Genomic DNA, 16575 nt, shown 5'->3' on the forward strand with positions numbered 1-16575 from the left:
ACTCGACGAACTCGGCGCCCGCGGCGAACTCCGGACCCTTCCTCGCCTTCGCCGGCATAGCCGCAGCCCTCATCTGCCACCGCCGACTCGTCCGTCTGGACGGGCAGGACCAGTCAGCGTGAGGCTCCGACACTGCTGACCCAGACACCGAAGGGCCTGATCTCCGGCTCGGTCTCAGTCTGCTCCGAGAGGCTCTGCGCGTCGTCCAGGTCCGACCAGGTGACGAAGCCTGGCTCGCTGTCGGCCAGAAATCCCTCGTCGACCGGACCGAGGTCGTCGGAAGCCACATAGGTACCGCTGAACGGCAACGCATCCGGGGGCACAGAACCGGTCGAGCACCGGAGCTGCCCTGCCTGTTCGTCGTGCCACACGTAGAACGTCGCTACCCCAGAAAAGCCCAGAGCTCGAATGCGTTCCCGGATGGCAGCAGCAGTCCGCTTGAAGGCAGCCACCACCTCGGCGACGGACAACGAACTCCTGTCCTCGTCAGCCGCACCCAGCGACCAGGTGTTGGTCTCCCACTCCACGCGCCGGTCAGCCGGCTCCAGCACCAGAGGCTCGTCCGCCACCTCAGCGATCCACGTCAACAGCACCCCAGCAGTATCCCTGCACAGCTCGACCCGAGAAGTTCTTCGACATCTCCGAGCCGCCCACGGCACACGTCACGCTCCTTCTCGCCCTGCAAGACGCGGGCGAGGCCGACGATCCGTTGTTCGGTTCGGTGATCACATCGCACATGGCCTTCATCCCGGGCTGGGCAGGTGATCAGGAAGGAGCCCAGGAACGCGTGCTCGCGGCACGCACCTACGCGCGCCGCGCTCCTTCCTTCGCGGGACTTCTCGAGTGGCTGGACACCGTCGAGGTCGGCAACGAGCACCCCTCACCCCATGGATGGACTGGTTCTCCCCGGCGCGGGCTCGCAGCCTTTGAGGTCAACACCCAGCTGCTCTCCGGCCACTTCCCGCAAGCCCGTGCCGCGTTGCTCCAGGCGCTCGAAGTCATGACCCCGGATGAGGAGAACTTGTGGTCGTATACGGCGACCTGGCAGCCGTCGAGGAGGCTTCCAGCAACCCTAAGGCGGCCTGTGAGTACTCAGGCAAGGCGCTCAATCAGCTGGCACTGACCTGGTACGCCACCGGCACGGACCGCCTACGCAGAGCGTGCGTTCACACCCTGCCTGTATGAAAGCTGCGCGGGCGACCTCGACGACCGCCTATACGACTGGTCTACGACACTCAGCGCACTGAGGTGTTGCATAGCGTCTCCGTCACGGAGTTCAAGCAGCCCTTCGATGCGGAAGGTCGGCAGTTCCAGGGCCGCCTGCCTGGCAGGCCTGATGTCGTTGTCGCACGGTCGCCGACGTGCGGGATTTCGCCGACCTCGAAGGGCACGGCGTCGCCACCCGCTTCAAGAACTCCAGGTCGGGCTTGCTGGCGCCTCAGTCATCGGACATACCGATCAAGTCCACGTCGTCGGAGAACAGAGCCCGCAAGATCCCCCGGCGCGTACGGTTTGGGTGCCTGCGATACCGAGCCACAGTCCATCCACCCGGAGCCGCCCCAGCGCCAGCCGGACGTCCCCGTACAGATCCCCTTCCCCCAAAGCTCTCCGGCTGCTCGGCAGCAGCCCGTTCTCCGCTCCTCGCAAAGGTCGAAGCCGGGCCGGAACTCCTGGAATTTCTCCCGGTACTCGCGGCCCTTGGCGGTCATATTACTCGGTGACGTCTATCACGGCATCATTTCGATAATACCTAATGGCGCTTGGGTAGAGTTCCCGCTTCCCGTACATAATTACGTACCCGGGAAGTGCGGTGATCTGCCAATGACTTGGTAGGTGAGACGCTGCAAGTCTCAACACTTCGTCGGCTGTGAATTGCTCGTCCGGGTAGGCTACTTGGATCTCCTCGAAGGCTTCCGAGGACTCGTACCGGAAGACGTAGGGGAGGGCGGTTTTCGTGGCTGAGAGAAGCGAGGCTAGCGTCACAGTTCCATCCATCGCCGGCTCCGCGCTGAGGAGATTGGCGATCTTGAACTCGAGATCAATTGGATAGGCGCGATCGAAGTGCTCTTCGTCGACCACCGTCGTATCGCGACGCTTGCCTGGATCATTATTACCGAACCCGTTATAATTCCAAGGGACTCCTCCCTGACCTCGATGCTTGTTAATCAAGAGCCTTTCCGGGGCGACTGCACCAAAGTCTTCGTCGACATAGAGGCAAGTAAACGCCATCTCCGCTATGTCGATGTTGGTGCGACCGGAGATCTTCCGGAGATGCTTCTCGATGCGGCGAGGGAGGGAGCGGTCCGCCTTGCCTACGTAGACGAGCTCTTCACCTTTGTAGAGCTGATAGACGCCAGGCGATGGATGAAGTGCCTGGATGTTCTCCATATTCAGCTGCGCGGGTGTCAGCTCCTCAAGCGCCGCCGCCAATTGGTCGCCGAGCGCTTTGGTGATGCTCAGCTTGAACTCAGCGTGGTTCTCTAGACGCACGGAGTCGACTCCCTTCGGGCGAGTGATCAACGTCACCCTATCTGGTGAAGCTCGCGGGCCGGGTGCGCGGGTTCGGAGAAGTGCCTTGGAAGTCGCCATCTCCGCGGTATGCTTCCCTCATGTCTGAGCTGCGCGCAATGCATAACCTGGTGGGAACGTCTGTCGAACTGTTCGCCGGCGGCGGGGGCCTCGCTATGGGTGTCCACAACGCTGGCTTCAGGCCGCTCCTGGTCAACGAGTACGCCAAGCGCGCGATTGAGACGCTTCAGGCTAACGAGATGCCGGGGGGCGGCGCTTGGCCGCTCATTCCGGGTGACGTTCGCAACATTGTCGACCGGTTCGAGGACCTCAAGGACCAGGTCGACGTTCTTGCTGGTGGCCCTCCTTGCCAACCGTTCAGCCTTGGTGGCGCGCACAAAGGCATGGAGGATGAGCGGAACATGTTTCCCGAAATGTTCCGCGCGATTCGACAGATGCGGCCCAGGGCAGTCATTTGTGAAAATGTTCGCGGTTTGCTTCGCCCCTCCTTCAAGCCCTACTTCGAATACATCCTTAACGAACTTCGCCTCCCCTTCGTCGAGCGGGAGCCGGGCGCGACCTGGCAAGAGCATAACGAAGTACTGGAAAAGCTCCTGGCGAACGACGTGGTGCCCGCAGTCGAGCGTTACGTTGTTAAGCCTACGCCGGTCAATGCAGCAGACTTCGGAGTTCCTCAAATCAGACACCGTGTCATCATTGTCGCGTTCCGCGCTGATCTTGGAGTGAACTGGCGGGACTTTGAGCCGCAACCAGAGTATTCCGACGAAGCATTGATCAATTCGATGCGCGAGGGCGGTGAATATTGGTCGCAGGAGCGGCATGGCAACGTTGATCCCGCTGTCAGGGCGCGCGTTATCGCGAACCTACCGGCCCTGGACTTTAGGAACGAGGAAGTTCAGAGAAAACTTAAGCTCAAGCCTTGGCGTACTCTGCGGGACGCGATTGCAGGTGTTGATGAAAACGAGGGAAGGCCTCTCCCTTACATCCCTCTCGACGCCGTAGCTAAGAAAAAGCAAGTCGGCGACATCTCCGACCACTTCGGCTGGCCCGGTGCGCGTGCGTATGCGGGGCACACGCCGAACGTCCTTGATCGACCGGCGAAGACAGTTAAGGCCGGCGTTCATGGGGTGCCTGGTGGGGAGTCTGTGATGCAGCTCGATGACGTGACATTCGATGGAACTGGCTTCCGCTATATGACCGTTCGCGAGACTGCGCGTGTGATGACGTTCCCTGACTACTGGCACCTCGCTGGCCCGCGGGGTGAGAAAATGCGGCAGCTTGGCAACGCTGTTCCGGTGAAGCTCGGGCAGACCTTTGCTGAGGCTGTAGGGGCGGCTCTCAAATCAGTGGGCGCCCTCAATGTGCCGTGGGAGAAGTGATGGCCGAAGCCGCGTCCGGGCGGCAGCGGAAATGGAAAGACCGTATGCCGCTAGAGAGGGCGTACAAAGCTCGCGCTGGGATGACGAGGGATAAGAGATCAGCCGAGCAGGATCGCGCTGCTGGCGGCCGGCATCGACGTGCGGTTCCACTGGGGGATGGTCGATATGCGCGCGGTTCCATCGCGCTGCGCCTGTATCGAAGTACTCGTCGTATCCGGGCGTACCTGCGATGGTCCGTGGATGGCGAAACTCAAGAGCGATATGTGGGCGAGGTGAACGCCGAGACTCGCGCCGCAAACCTTGCGCTGGCGTGGGAAGCGGCGCGATCCGCTGGCCAGGTGACTGATGAGGAGTTGCCGGCCACATCGTTTGCGTCCTCGATCTCGGTCCGTGCTGTCATGACCGCCAACAAAGCGAAAGACACCAAGCCCGAGCAGCTCCTACGATCCGCTCTGCACCGGAAGGGGCTGCGTTATCGAGTGGGGATCCGTCCATTGCCGGAGTTGCGCCGAACAGCGGATGTGGTGTTCCCCAAGGTCCGGGTAGCCGTCTTCGTGGACGGGTGTTTCTGGCACGGCTGCCCAGACCATCATCGGCCAGCAAAGAAGCGTGGGGAGTTCTGGCAAGAGAAGATCAAGGGGAACCGAGAGCGGGATGCCGCGACCAACATCGCGCTGCGCGAAGCAGGTTGGACGGTGGTACGGGTCTGGGAACATGAAGATGTGAATGAGGCTGCCGAGCGTATCCGCCAGTTGGTCAGGGCGAAGAGCCAGGGGCATTGACTCACCTGTCTCCTCCCGAGCAAGCACGGGCTACGAGAGACTCACGGCAGCTGGGGCTGCGTGACGCGGCGAGCCGCTGCGGCCTGCCCTGGGTGTTGCGTGATGGATGTCTGGTGGAGCTCACGCCGGCGAGATCTGTACCCGTTCGCTTCCTTGTGCGTTGGAGCGCAGCTTCTCGCTCGGCAGGTAGGCTCCTGGGCCTACCTGCCGACATGCTCGGACTCGTGTGCCAATGGCGGGCTGCTGCCGTACGCATGGTTCGCTCCCTGTTGAGGCCATCGGTCAGTTCATGCCTAAGATCTCTGGCATGCCGAACTCAACTCCGGAAGCCCTCGCGGAAGACGCGCATGGGCGATTCAATCCGCTGGGGCTTGGTCAGTTGAGCGAGAACTTGCGGCAGGCCCTAGAAGCCCAGCCTAAGGTGGCGCTGGCCGACCTCCAGACGTTTGAAGGTGCCGGCCTTTACGCTCTCTACTATCGGGGCACCCTGCCGATCTACACGCCTCTGCTGCACACCAACGTTCCACTTTACGTCGGCAAAGCGGAGGCCGGGAACAGCAGTTATGGTGACACGCCGAATGAGCGCAAGCCCAAGCTATACAGGCGGATAGACAAACATCGAACCAGCATCAAGGAGTCAGATAACCTCTCAGTCGGCGACTTCGACGTGAGGTATCTGTTGCTGGACGACGTGTGGATCGTCCTAGGCGAAAGAGCCCTACTGCGTGCCTACAGCCCTGTGCTATGGAACACGCTGCTTACCGGTTTCGGGTCGAACCCCGCCGGCGGCGCCCGCACGAACCCCCGATCATACTGGGACACGATGCATCCTGGCCGTCCTCGCGCGGCGAACTACCTCTGTAATCGCACCCTGACGCGTCAGGAGATCGATGCCAGGGTTAAGGAGGGCATCGAAGTGTCCCTGATGATGCCTGGCGCTGACCGTGATCGAGCGCTGGCAGTGCTGCGGAGGCGCAAGTACCGCGCCATCTGGTCGCTCCCGGGAAAGAAGGACGACGACAAGCGCTTCGTCGTCTATCGACCAGACGCCTTCATGGAGGAGAACGCCGCGTTCGGCGTGTCCGTTGAATCTGCAGAGTGGCGTGAGGCGCACACATCCGTCAGCGTAGCGGCCGAGCCTAGCGAACTCGAAGAGGCCGACGACGATCAGGATGGCGGGTGATGACTCCTTGCAGGGGCGCCCTCCAAATCTCCTTGCCAGCGGGTGTCTCGCCCACTGTGGGATGAGGAGGGGATCAGTTGGCGTGCGTGTACTAGAGATGACTTGCACGGTTTCGGTCTAGATCAAAGGTGACCGGTGTGGTTAGCGTTTGACACATGCCACTTCGTGACCTGCTCATCCACATCGCGGATGTCTACGATGCCACCGCCTTAGCGTCCAACGACGTACCAGGCCAACTTCTCCTTCGGGGCGTGAAGGAGCGGCACGACCTCCCCTTGCCACCGGGCTTCACGGCGGACGGGCACGGAGGCCAGGGCTTCGCTAGTAGCACTCCATGGATCGGCGTCTATGATCCCGCGATCAACACGGAGCCGCATGATGGTCTGTATCTCGCCTACATTTTCAGCGAGGATCTGTCCGCCGTGACGCTGACGTTGCAACAGGGCGTGACGAGCCTTAAGAAGAGCTTCCCCCGACGCCCGGACCTTCGGCGAGAGCTCCGGGCGCGAGCACGGTTCCTACGGGCCGCGCTCCCACCAGCTCTGGTACCAAGTTGGAGCCATGAACCGGCCCTCGGGTCAAAGGACTGGCGTCCCCGGTCGTATGAAGCGGGCAGCGTGGTAGCGCGGCGCTATGAGATCGCGACCCTGCCCTCAGAAGAGACGCTTCGCGCCGACTTGTTGGAGGCGTCGAAACTGCTGCGGGACGTGGCGGTAGCGCAGCGCGTCCACCTCCAAATTCCGGGCGTAGATGCTCCTAGTGTTGAGTATCTCCCCGAGGAACACTCAACCAACGACGTCCTTGACAAGTTTTGCCCTAAGGACGATAGCGACTACTACGTCCAGATGCAGGGAGGCGAGCGTCGAAGGACGAGGCGTCATGAAGAGCTCATCAAGGACTTCGGGTACCACTCTGTCACCTGTGGGTACACACCCATAATCGCTGGCATGCATCCACGGGACTTGGTCCTACGCCGTTACGGCGGGGGGCCTCAACGTAGTTGGCTGGTCGAAGGAAAGACGGTGAAGAACGGAAATGTGACGAACGCGGTGCGCCAGGCCATCGGTCAGCTCTTCGAATACAGCCACTTCTGGCACGAGTTACGCGGGGAACCCAAACCGCACCTCATAGCCCTCTTCACCGAAGGGATAGGACGCTACGCGGGCTACCTGGAAGGTCATGGAATCGCCTCGATCTGGCGCTCGGGCGATGGTTGGGATGGTTCACCCAATGCGGCGTCATGGGGTCTTGTCGCCAAACACCATGTAAGCGACGCAGCCAGGCTCAACTGAAAGAGATTCTGGAAGAACCGTGAGGGGGGAGGGTTGGGGTTTCGCCGCCCTTCATCGGGGTGTGGTGCCGACGGCTCTTCGTTCCTCCAGTCGAAGAGAATTCCTCTATTTTTAGCCGTCTTTATATTAGAGGACTCCCGTCACCATGGCGGCGATGAATTGCTGCTGACCTCAGTGCGCTCGCGGCCGCCTGGGCTTATTGAAGGTGGCGATTCCGGGACGAGTTTCAAGAGAGCCCTGCGGGCGCCGGTTTCACCGATTCCCTCTTGACGCTCGCCCCGGAATCGCTGTGTACGTGCACGACCGGAGCGGTGAAGTCGCTCGTGGCCGAGTGAGGATGTTGGGCTGGCTCGCTGCGGGCATGCGGTGCCGTCACTGGCCTGCCGGTGGGGCAGAGTTCATTCCTGTGAACCGTGGCACTTCCCATAGATCCGCCCCGATCCACACCAGCAAGCCGCCCCCTGCTGCGGCGGCCAAGCCACCGCCCGCCCCCGCGCCGCCAGTGTCGTCGCGTATTGGGGGAGCAGCGTCGCGTCGGACGGGGAGGTGCCCTCCGAGGCGGCGAAGGCCTCGTAGGACGGGACCGTGCCGGTGACGATGCCCAGGTTGGGGGTGCCGGAGGTGGACAGTTCTCGTAGGGCGGACTCTATGGTCGCGAGGTGGGTCTCGTGGGAGGGGTACTCCGAGGCCAGGGTCGGGTACGCCTCGATGAGTTCCGAGAGTTCCGTCGCCGGCCAGTGGAGGATCGCCACCGGGAAGGGTCGGGAGAGGGCCTCGCGGTAGGCGCCCAGTTCCGCTCGGAGGCGGGTGATCTCCGCCTCCAGTTCCGCCGGGTTCTCCGAGCCCAGGGACCACACGCGCTTGGGGTCGTGGAGTTCGTCCAGGGTGATCGGGAGGGAGTGGACCGTGTCCGCCAGCGCGTCCCACTCGTCGTGGGACTTGCCCAGCATGCGGCGGACCCTGTGGCGGCCGAAGAGGAGGGGGTGGGTCGGCTGCGGGGGTTGCGGGACGTCGGTCAGGAGGAGGCGTACGGCCTCCGTGAACGTGTCGTGCGCCGCTTCCAGCTCGTCGTGCGATTCCAGGGCCTCGGCGACGATCACCCAGGGGGCCGGGTCCCGCGGGGACGCCACCCGGACGCCCTCGATGATCGCCCTGGCCTCGGCCTCGTGGCCGTACTCCCAGAGGTTCGACGCCTTGAGCGCCCGTACCAGGTGGGGGTTCTCCAGGCCGTCCGTGGAGGACAGCAGACGGTCGTAGAGGGCCGTGGCCGTGGGGCGGTCGCCGGCGAGTTCCAGGTGGGCCGCGGCGCGCAGCAGCAGGGCCTCGGAGTCCTCGGGGTACAGGCCGGCGGTCCGCTCCAGGCGTGCCGCCTCGGCGGTGTGGTCGACGTTTTCGGCAGGCGTGTCGGGGCGCATGGGGGACACCGTACTGCCGGGAGGTGACGAGCGTGAGAGATGCGCAGGCCAGACGGCTGGCCTGCGCGGGTTCCCCATGCTTGTCATGCCGGCTCTACAGTTCGTCCCGAATCGCCGTCATGACGTCGATCGCCGCCATGACGTCGCCATGACGTCGGACTAGAGGGTCACTCCGTCTATTTGTAGTGTTTGGACCGACTTCGCCGCGAACGGGACGCTTACCGATTTTCCGTTGAGACGTATGTCCGAGCGGGGAGTGTAGAGGTCGCCGCCGCCCGTCGTCACCGTGTTCCAGCGGGGCACGGCGCCGTTCGTGCCGCCCGTCACCGTCGCGAAGCGGGAGAGGTCGAAGGTGAGGGTCTGGGCGGAGGTGGAGGTGTTCACCGCGACGATCACCAGGCGGCGGGTCGACGCCGAGTACGCCGCCACCGCGTAGCTCACGCCCGTGTCCAGGATCGTCATGCCCGGGCGGATGTGGCGGCTGAACTGGGCCAGTACGTAGTGCTTGGTCTGGACTGTCGTCGGCTGGAGGGTGTTCTTGTCGTAGGCGATCATCGCCCAGCCCGTCGACGGGTCCATGACCTGCCAGTAGCACCATGCCGTGGGGTGCAGCCAGCGGAAGTCGTAGCAGAGGTTCGACGCCATGGTCAGGCCCGTGCCGTCGCTGTCGCCCGTCTCGGAGTTCCACAGCTTCTTGCGGGACGTCGTCACCACGTCCGTGTAGAGGAGGTCGCGGCGGCCGCCGGAGCCCTGGTAGCCGTGCACGTTGACCTGGGAGACCAGGGCCTTGGTCGATGAGTTGAACGACGCCCACGTCGAGCGGGCCGTGTCGTAGTTCGTCTCGTCCGAGGCGGCGATGCGGATGCCCGTCAGGCCGCGCTTGTCCAACTCGCTGCGCATGTACGGGAGTACGGCCGCCTGGACCGCGGGGTCCATATGGCAGCCCTCCTGGGTGCCGGTCGCGGTCCACCAGGTGGAGGCCGGCTCGTTGAAGGGATCGACCGTCGCGAAGTTCACGCCCCAGTTGTTGCGCGCGTACAGGGCCGTCGCCGCCAGGTGGGAGGCGTGCTGGCGGTAGTTCCAGGTCTGGAGGTTGTTGCCGCCGCCGGCCGCGCCCGAGGGGTTGTGGTTGCTGCACATCCACCACATGGGGGAGTTGGCGAACAGCTCGGTGATCGCGCCCCGCTGCGTCGCCTTCACCAGCATCGCGCGCTGGTTGGCGTCCGCCGACCACTTCCAGGCCGAGGAGGTGGGGTCCTCGTTGTTCCAGTCCTGCCAAAAACCCTCGATCTGCTTGAAGGCCGGGATGTTCGGCGACTCGACCATCGTCTCGCCGCCGACGTTGTTCCAGCTGCACGCGCCGAGGTTGTAGCGGGCGATGTTCAGGCCCAGGCCCGGCAGCGATCTGCCGTTGTACGTCACCGACTTGGTGGTGAAGAAGAGGTCCGCGAAGTCGTCCCGGGCGCCGAAGACGTTGGCCCACCAGGCGAGGGAGGTGCCCCAGCCTTCCCAGGTGCCGTACGTGGTCGAGGGGTTGACGGCGATCGTGGCGTCCGCGTGCGCGGTGCCCGTCGCCAGGGCGCTGCCGAGGAACGTACCGCCTGCTGCGGTCAGCAGGGTTCTGCGTCGTATCACGGCTCCTCCGTAGGGGAATCGGGGCGAACGCCGGTCCCCCGGCCCGGCGTCGCGGGTTGGCCCGTTCATGGCAACGAGAAGCATCGGGTGTGGCGGGTGGGTTGTCGAGAGTTGCGACGAACCTTTCTAAAACCCGTGTACGAAGTCTCGGACGCGACCGTCAGAGCGATCCTGTATAACGAGCAGAGGGAAGAGAACGGGTAGTCGAGCGATCGTACGTACGGGAGGAGGGGAACCGATGGTCCGCGGTTGGACGGGTCTGCGTCCCGCTCTCGTGCTGCTCTTCCTGGTCCTGGAAGTGGCGCTGCTCGACACCGGCAGCCTCTACGCCACCGTCGCGCTCGCCGCGACCGCCGCGGCCTTCGCCGCGCTCGCGGTCTGTGCCCTCGTCGCCTCGCGCTGCGCGCCCGCCGTACCGCGCACCCGGGTGCGTACGGCCATCCGCGACCGTGACCTCCGTACGGCCTTCCTGCCCCAACGCGATCCCGACGCCCGGGGGCGCACCCGGCCCCGGGCTCCCGGCCACGCCCTCCGGGCGACCTTCGCGTAGGGCACATCCAGGCACGTTCACGTAGCCGGCCCCGCGCGGGTCGTCATGCCGCCATGTCCCACTCCCGGCACGACGAGACCCCCGGAGGGCTCACCCATGTCCGTCTTCGCCAACCTGGTCGAGCGACTCGCCGACCTCCTCCAGCCGCTGTTCGGCGCCTCCGCGGCCGCCGCAGCGATCGTCCTGTTCACCGCGCTCGTACGACTCCTCGTCCATCCCCTGTCCCGGGCCGCCGCGCGCGGCCAGAAGGCCCGGACCGCGCTCCAGCCGAAGATCGCCGAGCTGCGGAAGAAGCACGGGAAGAACCCCGAGAAGCTCCAGCGGGCCGTGCTGGAGCTGCACGCCGAGGAGAAGGTGTCGCCGCTGGCCGGCTGCCTGCCCGGGCTGCTCCAGGTGCCCGCGTTCTTCCTGCTCTACCACCTGTTCTCCAGCGACACGATCGGCGGGCGGGCCAATGAGCTGCTCGACCACCAGTTGTTCGCCGCGCCGCTGGGGGAGCGGTGGGTGGACGCGCTCGACGGTGGTCTCTTCGGTGGGGCGGGGCTCGTCTACGCCGGGCTGTTCGTGGTCGTCGCCGGGGTCGCGGCGTTCAGCTACCGCCTCAGCAAGCGCATGATGGCCGCGAACCCGGCACTCCCGGTCGGTGGCGAGCAGGTGGCGGGGCTCGGGGCGGTGACCAAGGTGATGCCCTTCATGTCCTTCTTCACGCTCGTCACCGTGGCCGTCGTGCCGCTGGCCGCCGCGCTGTACGTCGTGACCAGTACGACGTGGAGTGTCGTCGAGCGCGCTGTGCTGTACCGATAGCCGGCCGGGTACGTGACGGTCCAGTACATGAACTGGGTATTGCGGAGTGCACTCCCAGCTTGGAGGATCGACCAGTCCTCCGATGGCTGCCCCGCCGCATCCGGGTCGCAGGCCTCGGGCGGGCGCCCGCGATCGAGGGAGACGTGATCATGAAGCTGCTGCGAGTCGGTACGGCGGGGACCGAGCGGCCCGCACTGCTCGACGCCGACGGGACCCTGCGGGACCTGTCGGGCGTCGTGCCGGACATCGACGGGGCGCTGCTCGCGGACGACTCGGCGCTCGGCCGGGTCCGTGCCGCCGCCGACGCCGGTGAGCTGCCCGCACTGGACGCCACCGGGCTGCGGATCGGGCCGCCGCTGGGGCGGATCGGCAAGATCGTCTGCATCGGGCTGAACTACCACGACCATGCGCGTGAGACGGGTGCCGAGCCGCCCGCCGAGCCGGTCGTCTTCATGAAGGCGCCGGACACGGTGATCGGGCCGAACGACACGGTGCTCGTGCCGCGCGCGTCCCGCAAGACCGACTGGGAGGTCGAACTGGCCGTCGTCATCGGGCGCACGGCCAGGTACCTGGGGTCCGCGGAGGAAGGGCTCGCGCATGTCGCCGGGTACGCGGTGGCGCACGACGTGTCCGAGCGGGAGTTCCAGATCGAGCGGGGCGGGACCTGGGACAAGGGGAAGAACTGCGAGACGTTCAATCCGCTGGGGCCCTGGCTGGTGACGGCGGACGAGGTGCCCGATCCGCAGCGGCTGTCGCTGCGGCTGTGGGTCAACGGGGAGTTGAAGCAGGACGGGACGACGGCCGAGCAGATCTTCCCGGTGGGGGAGGTCGTGCGGTATCTCAGTCAGTTCATGACGCTGTACCCCGGGGATGTGATCAACACGGGGACGCCGGCAGGCGTGGCGCTGGGGGAGCCCGAGCCCAAGCCGTTCCTTCGGGCCGGGGACGTCGTGGAGCTGGAGATCGAGGGGCTCGGGCGGCAGCGGCAGGAGTTCAAAGACGCCTGAGGGGCGGGGAGCTGCGGAGCGTTCGCGACTGCGGGTTCGGCGTGGTCGTTCGCGCAGTTCCCCGCGCCCCTGAAGGGTCAGCCCAGCAGCAGAGGTGCCAGGTCGCGCCATGCCTTCCTCGGGAGGGCGTCGCGCGGTTCGCCGTCAAGGACCTGGAGGGCGAGGTGGTCCGCTCCCGCCTCGAAGAAGGCGTCGATCTTGGCGCGGATCGCCGTGTCGTCGCCCCAGGCGAACAGGGCGTCGACGAGGCGGTCGCTGCCGCCGTCCAACAGGTCGTCCTCGGTGAAGCCGTGCCGGAGGAAGTTGTTGGTGTAGTTCGGCAGCGGGAGGTAGATCTCCAGGAACTCGCGGGCCAGGGCGCGGGCGCGGGCCGGGTCCGTCTCCGGGATGACGCCCAGCTCCGGGGCCAGCAGCGGGGCCTCGCCCAGGATCTCGCGGGCGTGCGCGGTGTGCTCCGGGGTGACCAGGTACGGGATCGAGCCCGCCGCCCGGTCACCGGCCAGCCGGAGCGACTTCGGGCCCAGGGCGGCCAGGAGGCGGCGCTCCGCGGGCACTCCGGCGGCGTCCAGGCCGTCGAGGTGGCCGACGAGCGCCGAGTAGGGGCGGGAGTACTGCTCCTCGCGCTTGGCGTGGCTCACTCCGAGGCCCAGCAGGAAACGCCCGGGGTGGGCCGACTCCAGGTCCCCGAAGGCCGTGGCGGCGGCGTCCGGCTCGTGCTGCCAGATGCTCTGGATGCTGGTGCCGACGGTGAGCTTCGAGGTCGCCTCGATCAGCGGGGCGGCGTTGGCGGCGGAGCTGTTGCCGCCCAGCCAGACGGCGCCGTAACCGAGCTCCTCCAGTTCGGCGGCGGCCTCGGCGAGTTCGCCGCGCCGGTCCGGGTCCTCCGAGCGCAGGCCGACGCTCCAGATGCCGTACCGGCCGACGGTTTCCTTCAGAGCGGTGGTCATCGGTGGGGGTCCCTCCGGTTGGGCGCCGTATGTGATCACGCGTACGGCAGGTGCCAACCGGGGGGACCCGGCACTAATTCCGTGCAGGCGCGGTGATTTCGGCGTGCTAGCGGTCCTTGCCGAGGAACTCCTCCAGCGCCTCCACCACGAACCGGTGGTCCTGGAGCTGCGGCAGCCCCGACACCGTCACCGCGCCGACCACGCCGACGCCCTCGACGGTGATCGGGAAGGAACCGCCGTGTGCCGCGTACGTGTCGGGGTCGAGGCGCGAGGACTCCTCGAACGTCGTGCCCTTGGCGCGGAAGCGGGCACCTACCAGGTAGGAGGCGGAGCCGTAGCGCTCGACGACCCGGCGCTTGCGGGCGATCCAGGCGTCGTTGTCGGGTGTGGAGCCGGGCAGTGCCGCGTGGAAGAGCTGCTGGCCGGCACGGTGGATGTCGATCGCGACCGGGGCCTGCCGCTCCCGGGCCATGCCGACGAGGAGCGAGCCGAGCGCCCAGGCGTCGTCGTGGGTGAACTGGCGGAACACCAGGCGGCGTTCCTCCTTCTCCAGTTCCTCCAGGCTCGGGGTGAGCTCCGGGTGGAACTTCGGGGTCAGCTCCTGGCTGTGCGAAGGGTTGTGCGCGCTCTTGTGTGTCACAGGGTCACCGTCACCTTCTCGCGGGCCGAACGACGGGCGGCCTCCAGTACGTCCAGGGCGGCGGCCGCCTCCAGCGCGGTCACCGGGTTCGGGGCCCCCTCCAGCAGGGCCTTCGCCACGGCCGCATAGTAAGCGGGGTAGTCGCCCGGCAGGGTCGGTTCGGGGCGGCCGCCTCCCGTGACCGGGGACTCGCCGGAGCCCACGCGACCCCACAGCGACTCGGGCTCCACTCCCCAGCCGGGCCCGGGGCGGTGGCCTTCGCGCAGGGCCGCCTCCTGGGGGTCGAGGCCGTACTTGACGTAGCCCGCGGCGGAGCCCAGGACGCGGAAGCGGGGGCCGAGCTGGGCGGTCGTCGCGGAGACGTGGAGGTGGGAGCGGACGCCACTGGCGTGCGTGATCGCGATGAACGTGTCGTCGTCCGTCTCGGCGCCCGGGCGGCGGATGTCCGACTCCGCGTAGACGGTGGCCGCCGGGCCGAAGAGGACCAGCGCCTGGTCGACGACATGACTGCCGAGGTCGTACAGCAGACCTCCGATCTCTGCCGGGTCGCCGGACTCCCGCCAGCCGCCCTTCGGCTTCGGACGCCAGCGCTCGAAGCGGGACTCGAAGCGCCAGACGTCACCCAACTCGCCCTCGGCCAGCAGCTTGCGCAGCGTGAGGAAGTCGTTGTCCCAGCGGCGGTTCTGGAAGACGGAGAGGAGCAGTCCGCGCTCCTCGGCCAGGGCGGCCAGCTCGCGGGCCTCGGCCGCCGTGCCCGCGACGGGCTTGTCGACCACGACCGGCAGACCGGCTTCGAGCGCGGTGGTCGCGAGCGGCACGTGCGTCTTGTTCGGGGACGCCACGACGAGCACGTCCAGCTCCCCGGCCCGGTCGAACAGCTCGTCCGGGCCGGCGGCGAGGCGCACGTCCGGGAACTCGGCGCGGGCCTGCTGCTGCCGCTCGGGGTTCGAGGTGACCACCGTGTCGAGGGCGAGGCCCTCGGTGGCGGCGATCAGCGGGGCGTGGAAGACGGAGCCGGCGAGGCCGTAGCCGACGAGGCCGACGCGGAGGGGCGAGCCGGATGTGCCGGATGTGCCGAGGGGTGTGCCAGTCATGCCACCCACTTTGGCAACGCTGTTGCCAAAGTGCAAGCGCCGGGGACAATAGGTGGCGTGAACAGGGCGAAGGACCGTACGGGCACAGTGGGCGGAGTGGGTGGCATGGCCGGCACGGGGGCCGGAGCGAACCTGCTCGCCCTGCGCAGCCACAACGCCGCGCTGGTGCTCGACCTGCTGCGGACGGCCGGGTCCGACGGCATCAGCCGGCTCGAACTCGCCGAGCGGACCGGCCTCACCCCGCAGGCGGTCAGCAAGATCACGGCCCGGCTGCGGGAGGACGGGCTCGCGGCGGAGGCGGGGCGCCGCGCGTCGACCGGAGGCAAGCCGCGCACGGTGCTGCGGCTGGTGCCCGAGGCAGGGCACGCGGTGGGGGTTCACCTGGACCGGGACGAGGTCCGGGCCGTGCTCGTGGATCTGCGCGGGACGGTGGTGGGGGAGCGGCGGGCCGCGCTGGACCTGGGGGCGGGCGCGAGGGCGGTGCTGACGGCGGTGGCGGAAGCCGTGCGGGCGACGGTGGCGGAAGCCGTGCGGGTGCCGGTGACGGAGGCCGTGCGGGTGCCGGCGACCGAGGTGCTGCCCGCCGGACCGCTGCTCGCCCATGCCGGTTCCCTGCTCGGGGTGGGGGTGGCGCTGCCCGGGCCGCTCGACCACGTCCGGGGTGTGCTGCACCGGGTGACCGGTTTCCCCGAGTGGGACGGCTTTCCGCTGCGGGAGGCGCTGGCGGAGCGGCTCGGGGTGCCGGTCGTGGTCGACAAGGACACCAACGCGGCGGCGCTGGGCCTGGCGGCCGGGGGCGAGGGCGGCTCCTTCGCGTACCTGCACCTCGGTACGGGGCTGGGGGCCGGTCTGGTGATCGGCGGGAGCGTGCACCGGGGAGCCCGGACCGGTGCCGGGGAGTTCGGCCACCAGGTGATCCAACTGGACGGCCCGCCGTGCACCTGCGGCGACCGCGGCTGCGTGGAGGCGCTCTGCCTCGATGCGGTGGCGCGCGGCGAAGTCGACGAGGCGGCGCGGGTGCTGGGAGCGGGTGCGGCGAACCTGGTCGGGCTGCTCGACATCGACGTCGTCCTGCTGGGTGGCCGGACGGTGGCCGCGACGCCGGACGCGTTCGTGCGGGGGGTCGGGGCGGTGCTAGGGGCGCGGGCCCGGAGGACGGGGGAGGACGCCGTGCCGGTACGTGTCGCGCCGGGTGGAGGGCGAGTCGTGGCGGTGGGGGCGGCTCAGCTGGTGCTGGGGCCGGTGTTCGGGCGGGGGGACGGCTGAGGGACGGAAGCCGGATCCGTGGTGGGGATGGGGGCCGGATGCGGGTTGGGGG

Annotated in this window: 15 protein-coding genes and 1 pseudogene; 8 read left to right on the forward strand and 8 right to left on the reverse strand. The window is 67.0% G+C overall.

Annotated elements, in window-relative coordinates:
• Positions 1-113 precede the first annotated feature (113 nt).
• The 3 genes and pseudogenes from AOQ53_RS36110 to AOQ53_RS43935 form a co-directional block, all read right to left on the reverse strand.
• On the reverse strand, positions 114-593 hold the full coding sequence (locus tag AOQ53_RS36110; protein ID WP_059423895.1) for a hypothetical protein: 480 nt from the start codon (positions 591-593) through the stop codon (positions 114-116).
• Positions 594-1149: 556 nt separating this feature from the next.
• Positions 1150-1703 (reverse strand): annotated as a pseudogene (locus tag AOQ53_RS47050) (HAD family hydrolase); the annotation flags it as partial.
• Between the two features lie 7 nt (positions 1704-1710).
• Positions 1711-2490, reverse strand: coding sequence for an Eco29kI family restriction endonuclease (locus tag AOQ53_RS43935; RefSeq protein ID WP_167745802.1), 780 nt, complete (start codon positions 2488-2490; stop codon positions 1711-1713).
• Positions 2491-2609: 119 nt separating this feature from the next.
• On the opposite strand from AOQ53_RS43935, the gene AOQ53_RS36125 reads away from it, so the two are divergent.
• The 4 genes from AOQ53_RS36125 to AOQ53_RS42315 all read left to right on the forward strand — a co-directional run bounded on the left by AOQ53_RS36125 (position 2610) and on the right by AOQ53_RS42315 (position 7165).
• On the forward strand, positions 2610-3908 hold the full coding sequence (locus AOQ53_RS36125; RefSeq protein WP_078945666.1) for a DNA cytosine methyltransferase: 1299 nt from the start codon (positions 2610-2612) through the stop codon (positions 3906-3908).
• Between the two features lie 263 nt (positions 3909-4171).
• Positions 4172-4690: a very short patch repair endonuclease gene (locus tag AOQ53_RS42310; protein WP_236711934.1), complete on the forward strand. Its 519-nt coding sequence runs from the start codon at positions 4172-4174 to the stop codon at positions 4688-4690.
• Positions 4691-4997: 307 nt separating this feature from the next.
• Positions 4998-5873, forward strand: a complete 876-nt coding sequence (locus AOQ53_RS36130) for an Eco29kI family restriction endonuclease (protein ID WP_059423899.1) — start codon at positions 4998-5000, stop codon at positions 5871-5873.
• A gap of 155 nt (positions 5874-6028) precedes the next feature.
• Complete coding sequence (locus AOQ53_RS42315; protein ID WP_078945668.1) at positions 6029-7165, forward strand: MrcB family domain-containing protein; 1137 nt, start codon at positions 6029-6031, stop codon at positions 7163-7165.
• Between the two features lie 398 nt (positions 7166-7563).
• On the opposite strand, the gene AOQ53_RS36135 is transcribed toward AOQ53_RS42315, so the two are convergent.
• Complete coding sequence (locus tag AOQ53_RS36135; RefSeq protein ID WP_059423901.1) at positions 7564-8580, reverse strand: SEC-C domain-containing protein; 1017 nt, start codon at positions 8578-8580, stop codon at positions 7564-7566.
• Between the two features lie 159 nt (positions 8581-8739).
• Positions 8740-10215, reverse strand: a complete 1476-nt coding sequence (locus AOQ53_RS36140; RefSeq protein WP_059423902.1) for a glycoside hydrolase — start codon at positions 10213-10215, stop codon at positions 8740-8742.
• Positions 10216-10453: 238 nt separating this feature from the next.
• Between AOQ53_RS36140 and AOQ53_RS36145 the strand changes: the two genes are divergently transcribed.
• From AOQ53_RS36145 to AOQ53_RS36155, 3 genes are all read left to right on the forward strand, one after another.
• On the forward strand, positions 10454-10765 hold the full coding sequence (locus tag AOQ53_RS36145) for a DUF6412 domain-containing protein (protein ID WP_059423904.1): 312 nt from the start codon (positions 10454-10456) through the stop codon (positions 10763-10765).
• 96 nt (positions 10766-10861) lie between these two features.
• Positions 10862-11569 (forward strand): YidC/Oxa1 family membrane protein insertase, encoded by a 708-nt coding sequence (locus tag AOQ53_RS36150; RefSeq protein ID WP_059423906.1) that lies wholly within the window; start codon positions 10862-10864, stop codon positions 11567-11569.
• Positions 11570-11718: 149 nt separating this feature from the next.
• Positions 11719-12576 (forward strand): fumarylacetoacetate hydrolase family protein, encoded by an 858-nt coding sequence (locus AOQ53_RS36155; RefSeq protein WP_059423916.1) that lies wholly within the window; start codon positions 11719-11721, stop codon positions 12574-12576.
• Between the two features lie 77 nt (positions 12577-12653).
• On the opposite strand, the gene AOQ53_RS36160 is transcribed toward AOQ53_RS36155, so the two are convergent.
• From AOQ53_RS36160 to AOQ53_RS36170, 3 genes are all read right to left on the reverse strand, one after another.
• Positions 12654-13523 carry an LLM class F420-dependent oxidoreductase gene (locus tag AOQ53_RS36160; protein WP_059423908.1) on the reverse strand — a complete coding sequence of 290 codons (870 nt, stop codon included), beginning with the start codon at positions 13521-13523 and terminating at the stop codon, positions 12654-12656.
• A 106-nt stretch (positions 13524-13629) separates the two neighbouring features.
• A complete protein-coding gene (locus tag AOQ53_RS36165) occupies positions 13630-14163 on the reverse strand; it encodes a heme-degrading domain-containing protein (protein WP_059423909.1) in 534 nt (177 codons plus the stop codon).
• Complete coding sequence (locus tag AOQ53_RS36170) at positions 14160-15257, reverse strand: Gfo/Idh/MocA family protein (RefSeq protein ID WP_059423910.1); 1098 nt, start codon at positions 15255-15257, stop codon at positions 14160-14162. Before AOQ53_RS36170 ends, AOQ53_RS36165 begins: the two co-directional genes overlap by 4 nt.
• 105 nt (positions 15258-15362) lie before the next feature.
• Between AOQ53_RS36170 and AOQ53_RS36175 the strand changes: the two genes are divergently transcribed.
• Positions 15363-16523, forward strand: coding sequence for an ROK family transcriptional regulator (locus tag AOQ53_RS36175; protein WP_099054767.1), 1161 nt, complete (start codon positions 15363-15365; stop codon positions 16521-16523).
• The last annotated feature ends 52 nt before the right edge of the window (positions 16524-16575 follow it).

The organism is Streptomyces azureus (assembly GCF_001270025.1).
Taxonomy (GTDB): domain Bacteria; phylum Actinomycetota; class Actinomycetes; order Streptomycetales; family Streptomycetaceae; genus Streptomyces; species Streptomyces azureus.

What these genes read in the sequence shown, in the direction of transcription:
- AOQ53_RS36125 (WP_078945666.1), top strand. Translation starts at nt 2,610, where the DNA reads ATGTCTGAGCTGCGCGCAATGCATAACCTGGTGGGAACGTCTGTCGAA.
- AOQ53_RS36130 (WP_059423899.1), top strand. Translation starts at nt 4,998, where the DNA reads ATGCCGAACTCAACTCCGGAAGCCCTCGCGGAAGACGCGCATGGGCGA.
- AOQ53_RS42315 (WP_078945668.1), top strand. Translation starts at nt 6,029, where the DNA reads ATGCCACTTCGTGACCTGCTCATCCACATCGCGGATGTCTACGATGCC.
- AOQ53_RS36135 (WP_059423901.1), bottom strand. Translation starts at nt 8,580, where the DNA reads ATGCGCCCCGACACGCCTGCCGAAAACGTCGACCACACCGCCGAGGCG.
- AOQ53_RS36145 (WP_059423904.1), top strand. Translation starts at nt 10,454, where the DNA reads ATGGTCCGCGGTTGGACGGGTCTGCGTCCCGCTCTCGTGCTGCTCTTC.
- AOQ53_RS36150 (WP_059423906.1), top strand. Translation starts at nt 10,862, where the DNA reads ATGTCCGTCTTCGCCAACCTGGTCGAGCGACTCGCCGACCTCCTCCAG.
- AOQ53_RS36155 (WP_059423916.1), top strand. Translation starts at nt 11,719, where the DNA reads ATGAAGCTGCTGCGAGTCGGTACGGCGGGGACCGAGCGGCCCGCACTG.
- AOQ53_RS36160 (WP_059423908.1), bottom strand. Translation starts at nt 13,523, where the DNA reads ATGACCACCGCTCTGAAGGAAACCGTCGGCCGGTACGGCATCTGGAGC.
- AOQ53_RS36170 (WP_059423910.1), bottom strand. Translation starts at nt 15,257, where the DNA reads ATGACTGGCACACCCCTCGGCACATCCGGCACATCCGGCTCGCCCCTC.
- AOQ53_RS36175 (WP_099054767.1), top strand. Translation starts at nt 15,363, where the DNA reads ATGGCCGGCACGGGGGCCGGAGCGAACCTGCTCGCCCTGCGCAGCCAC.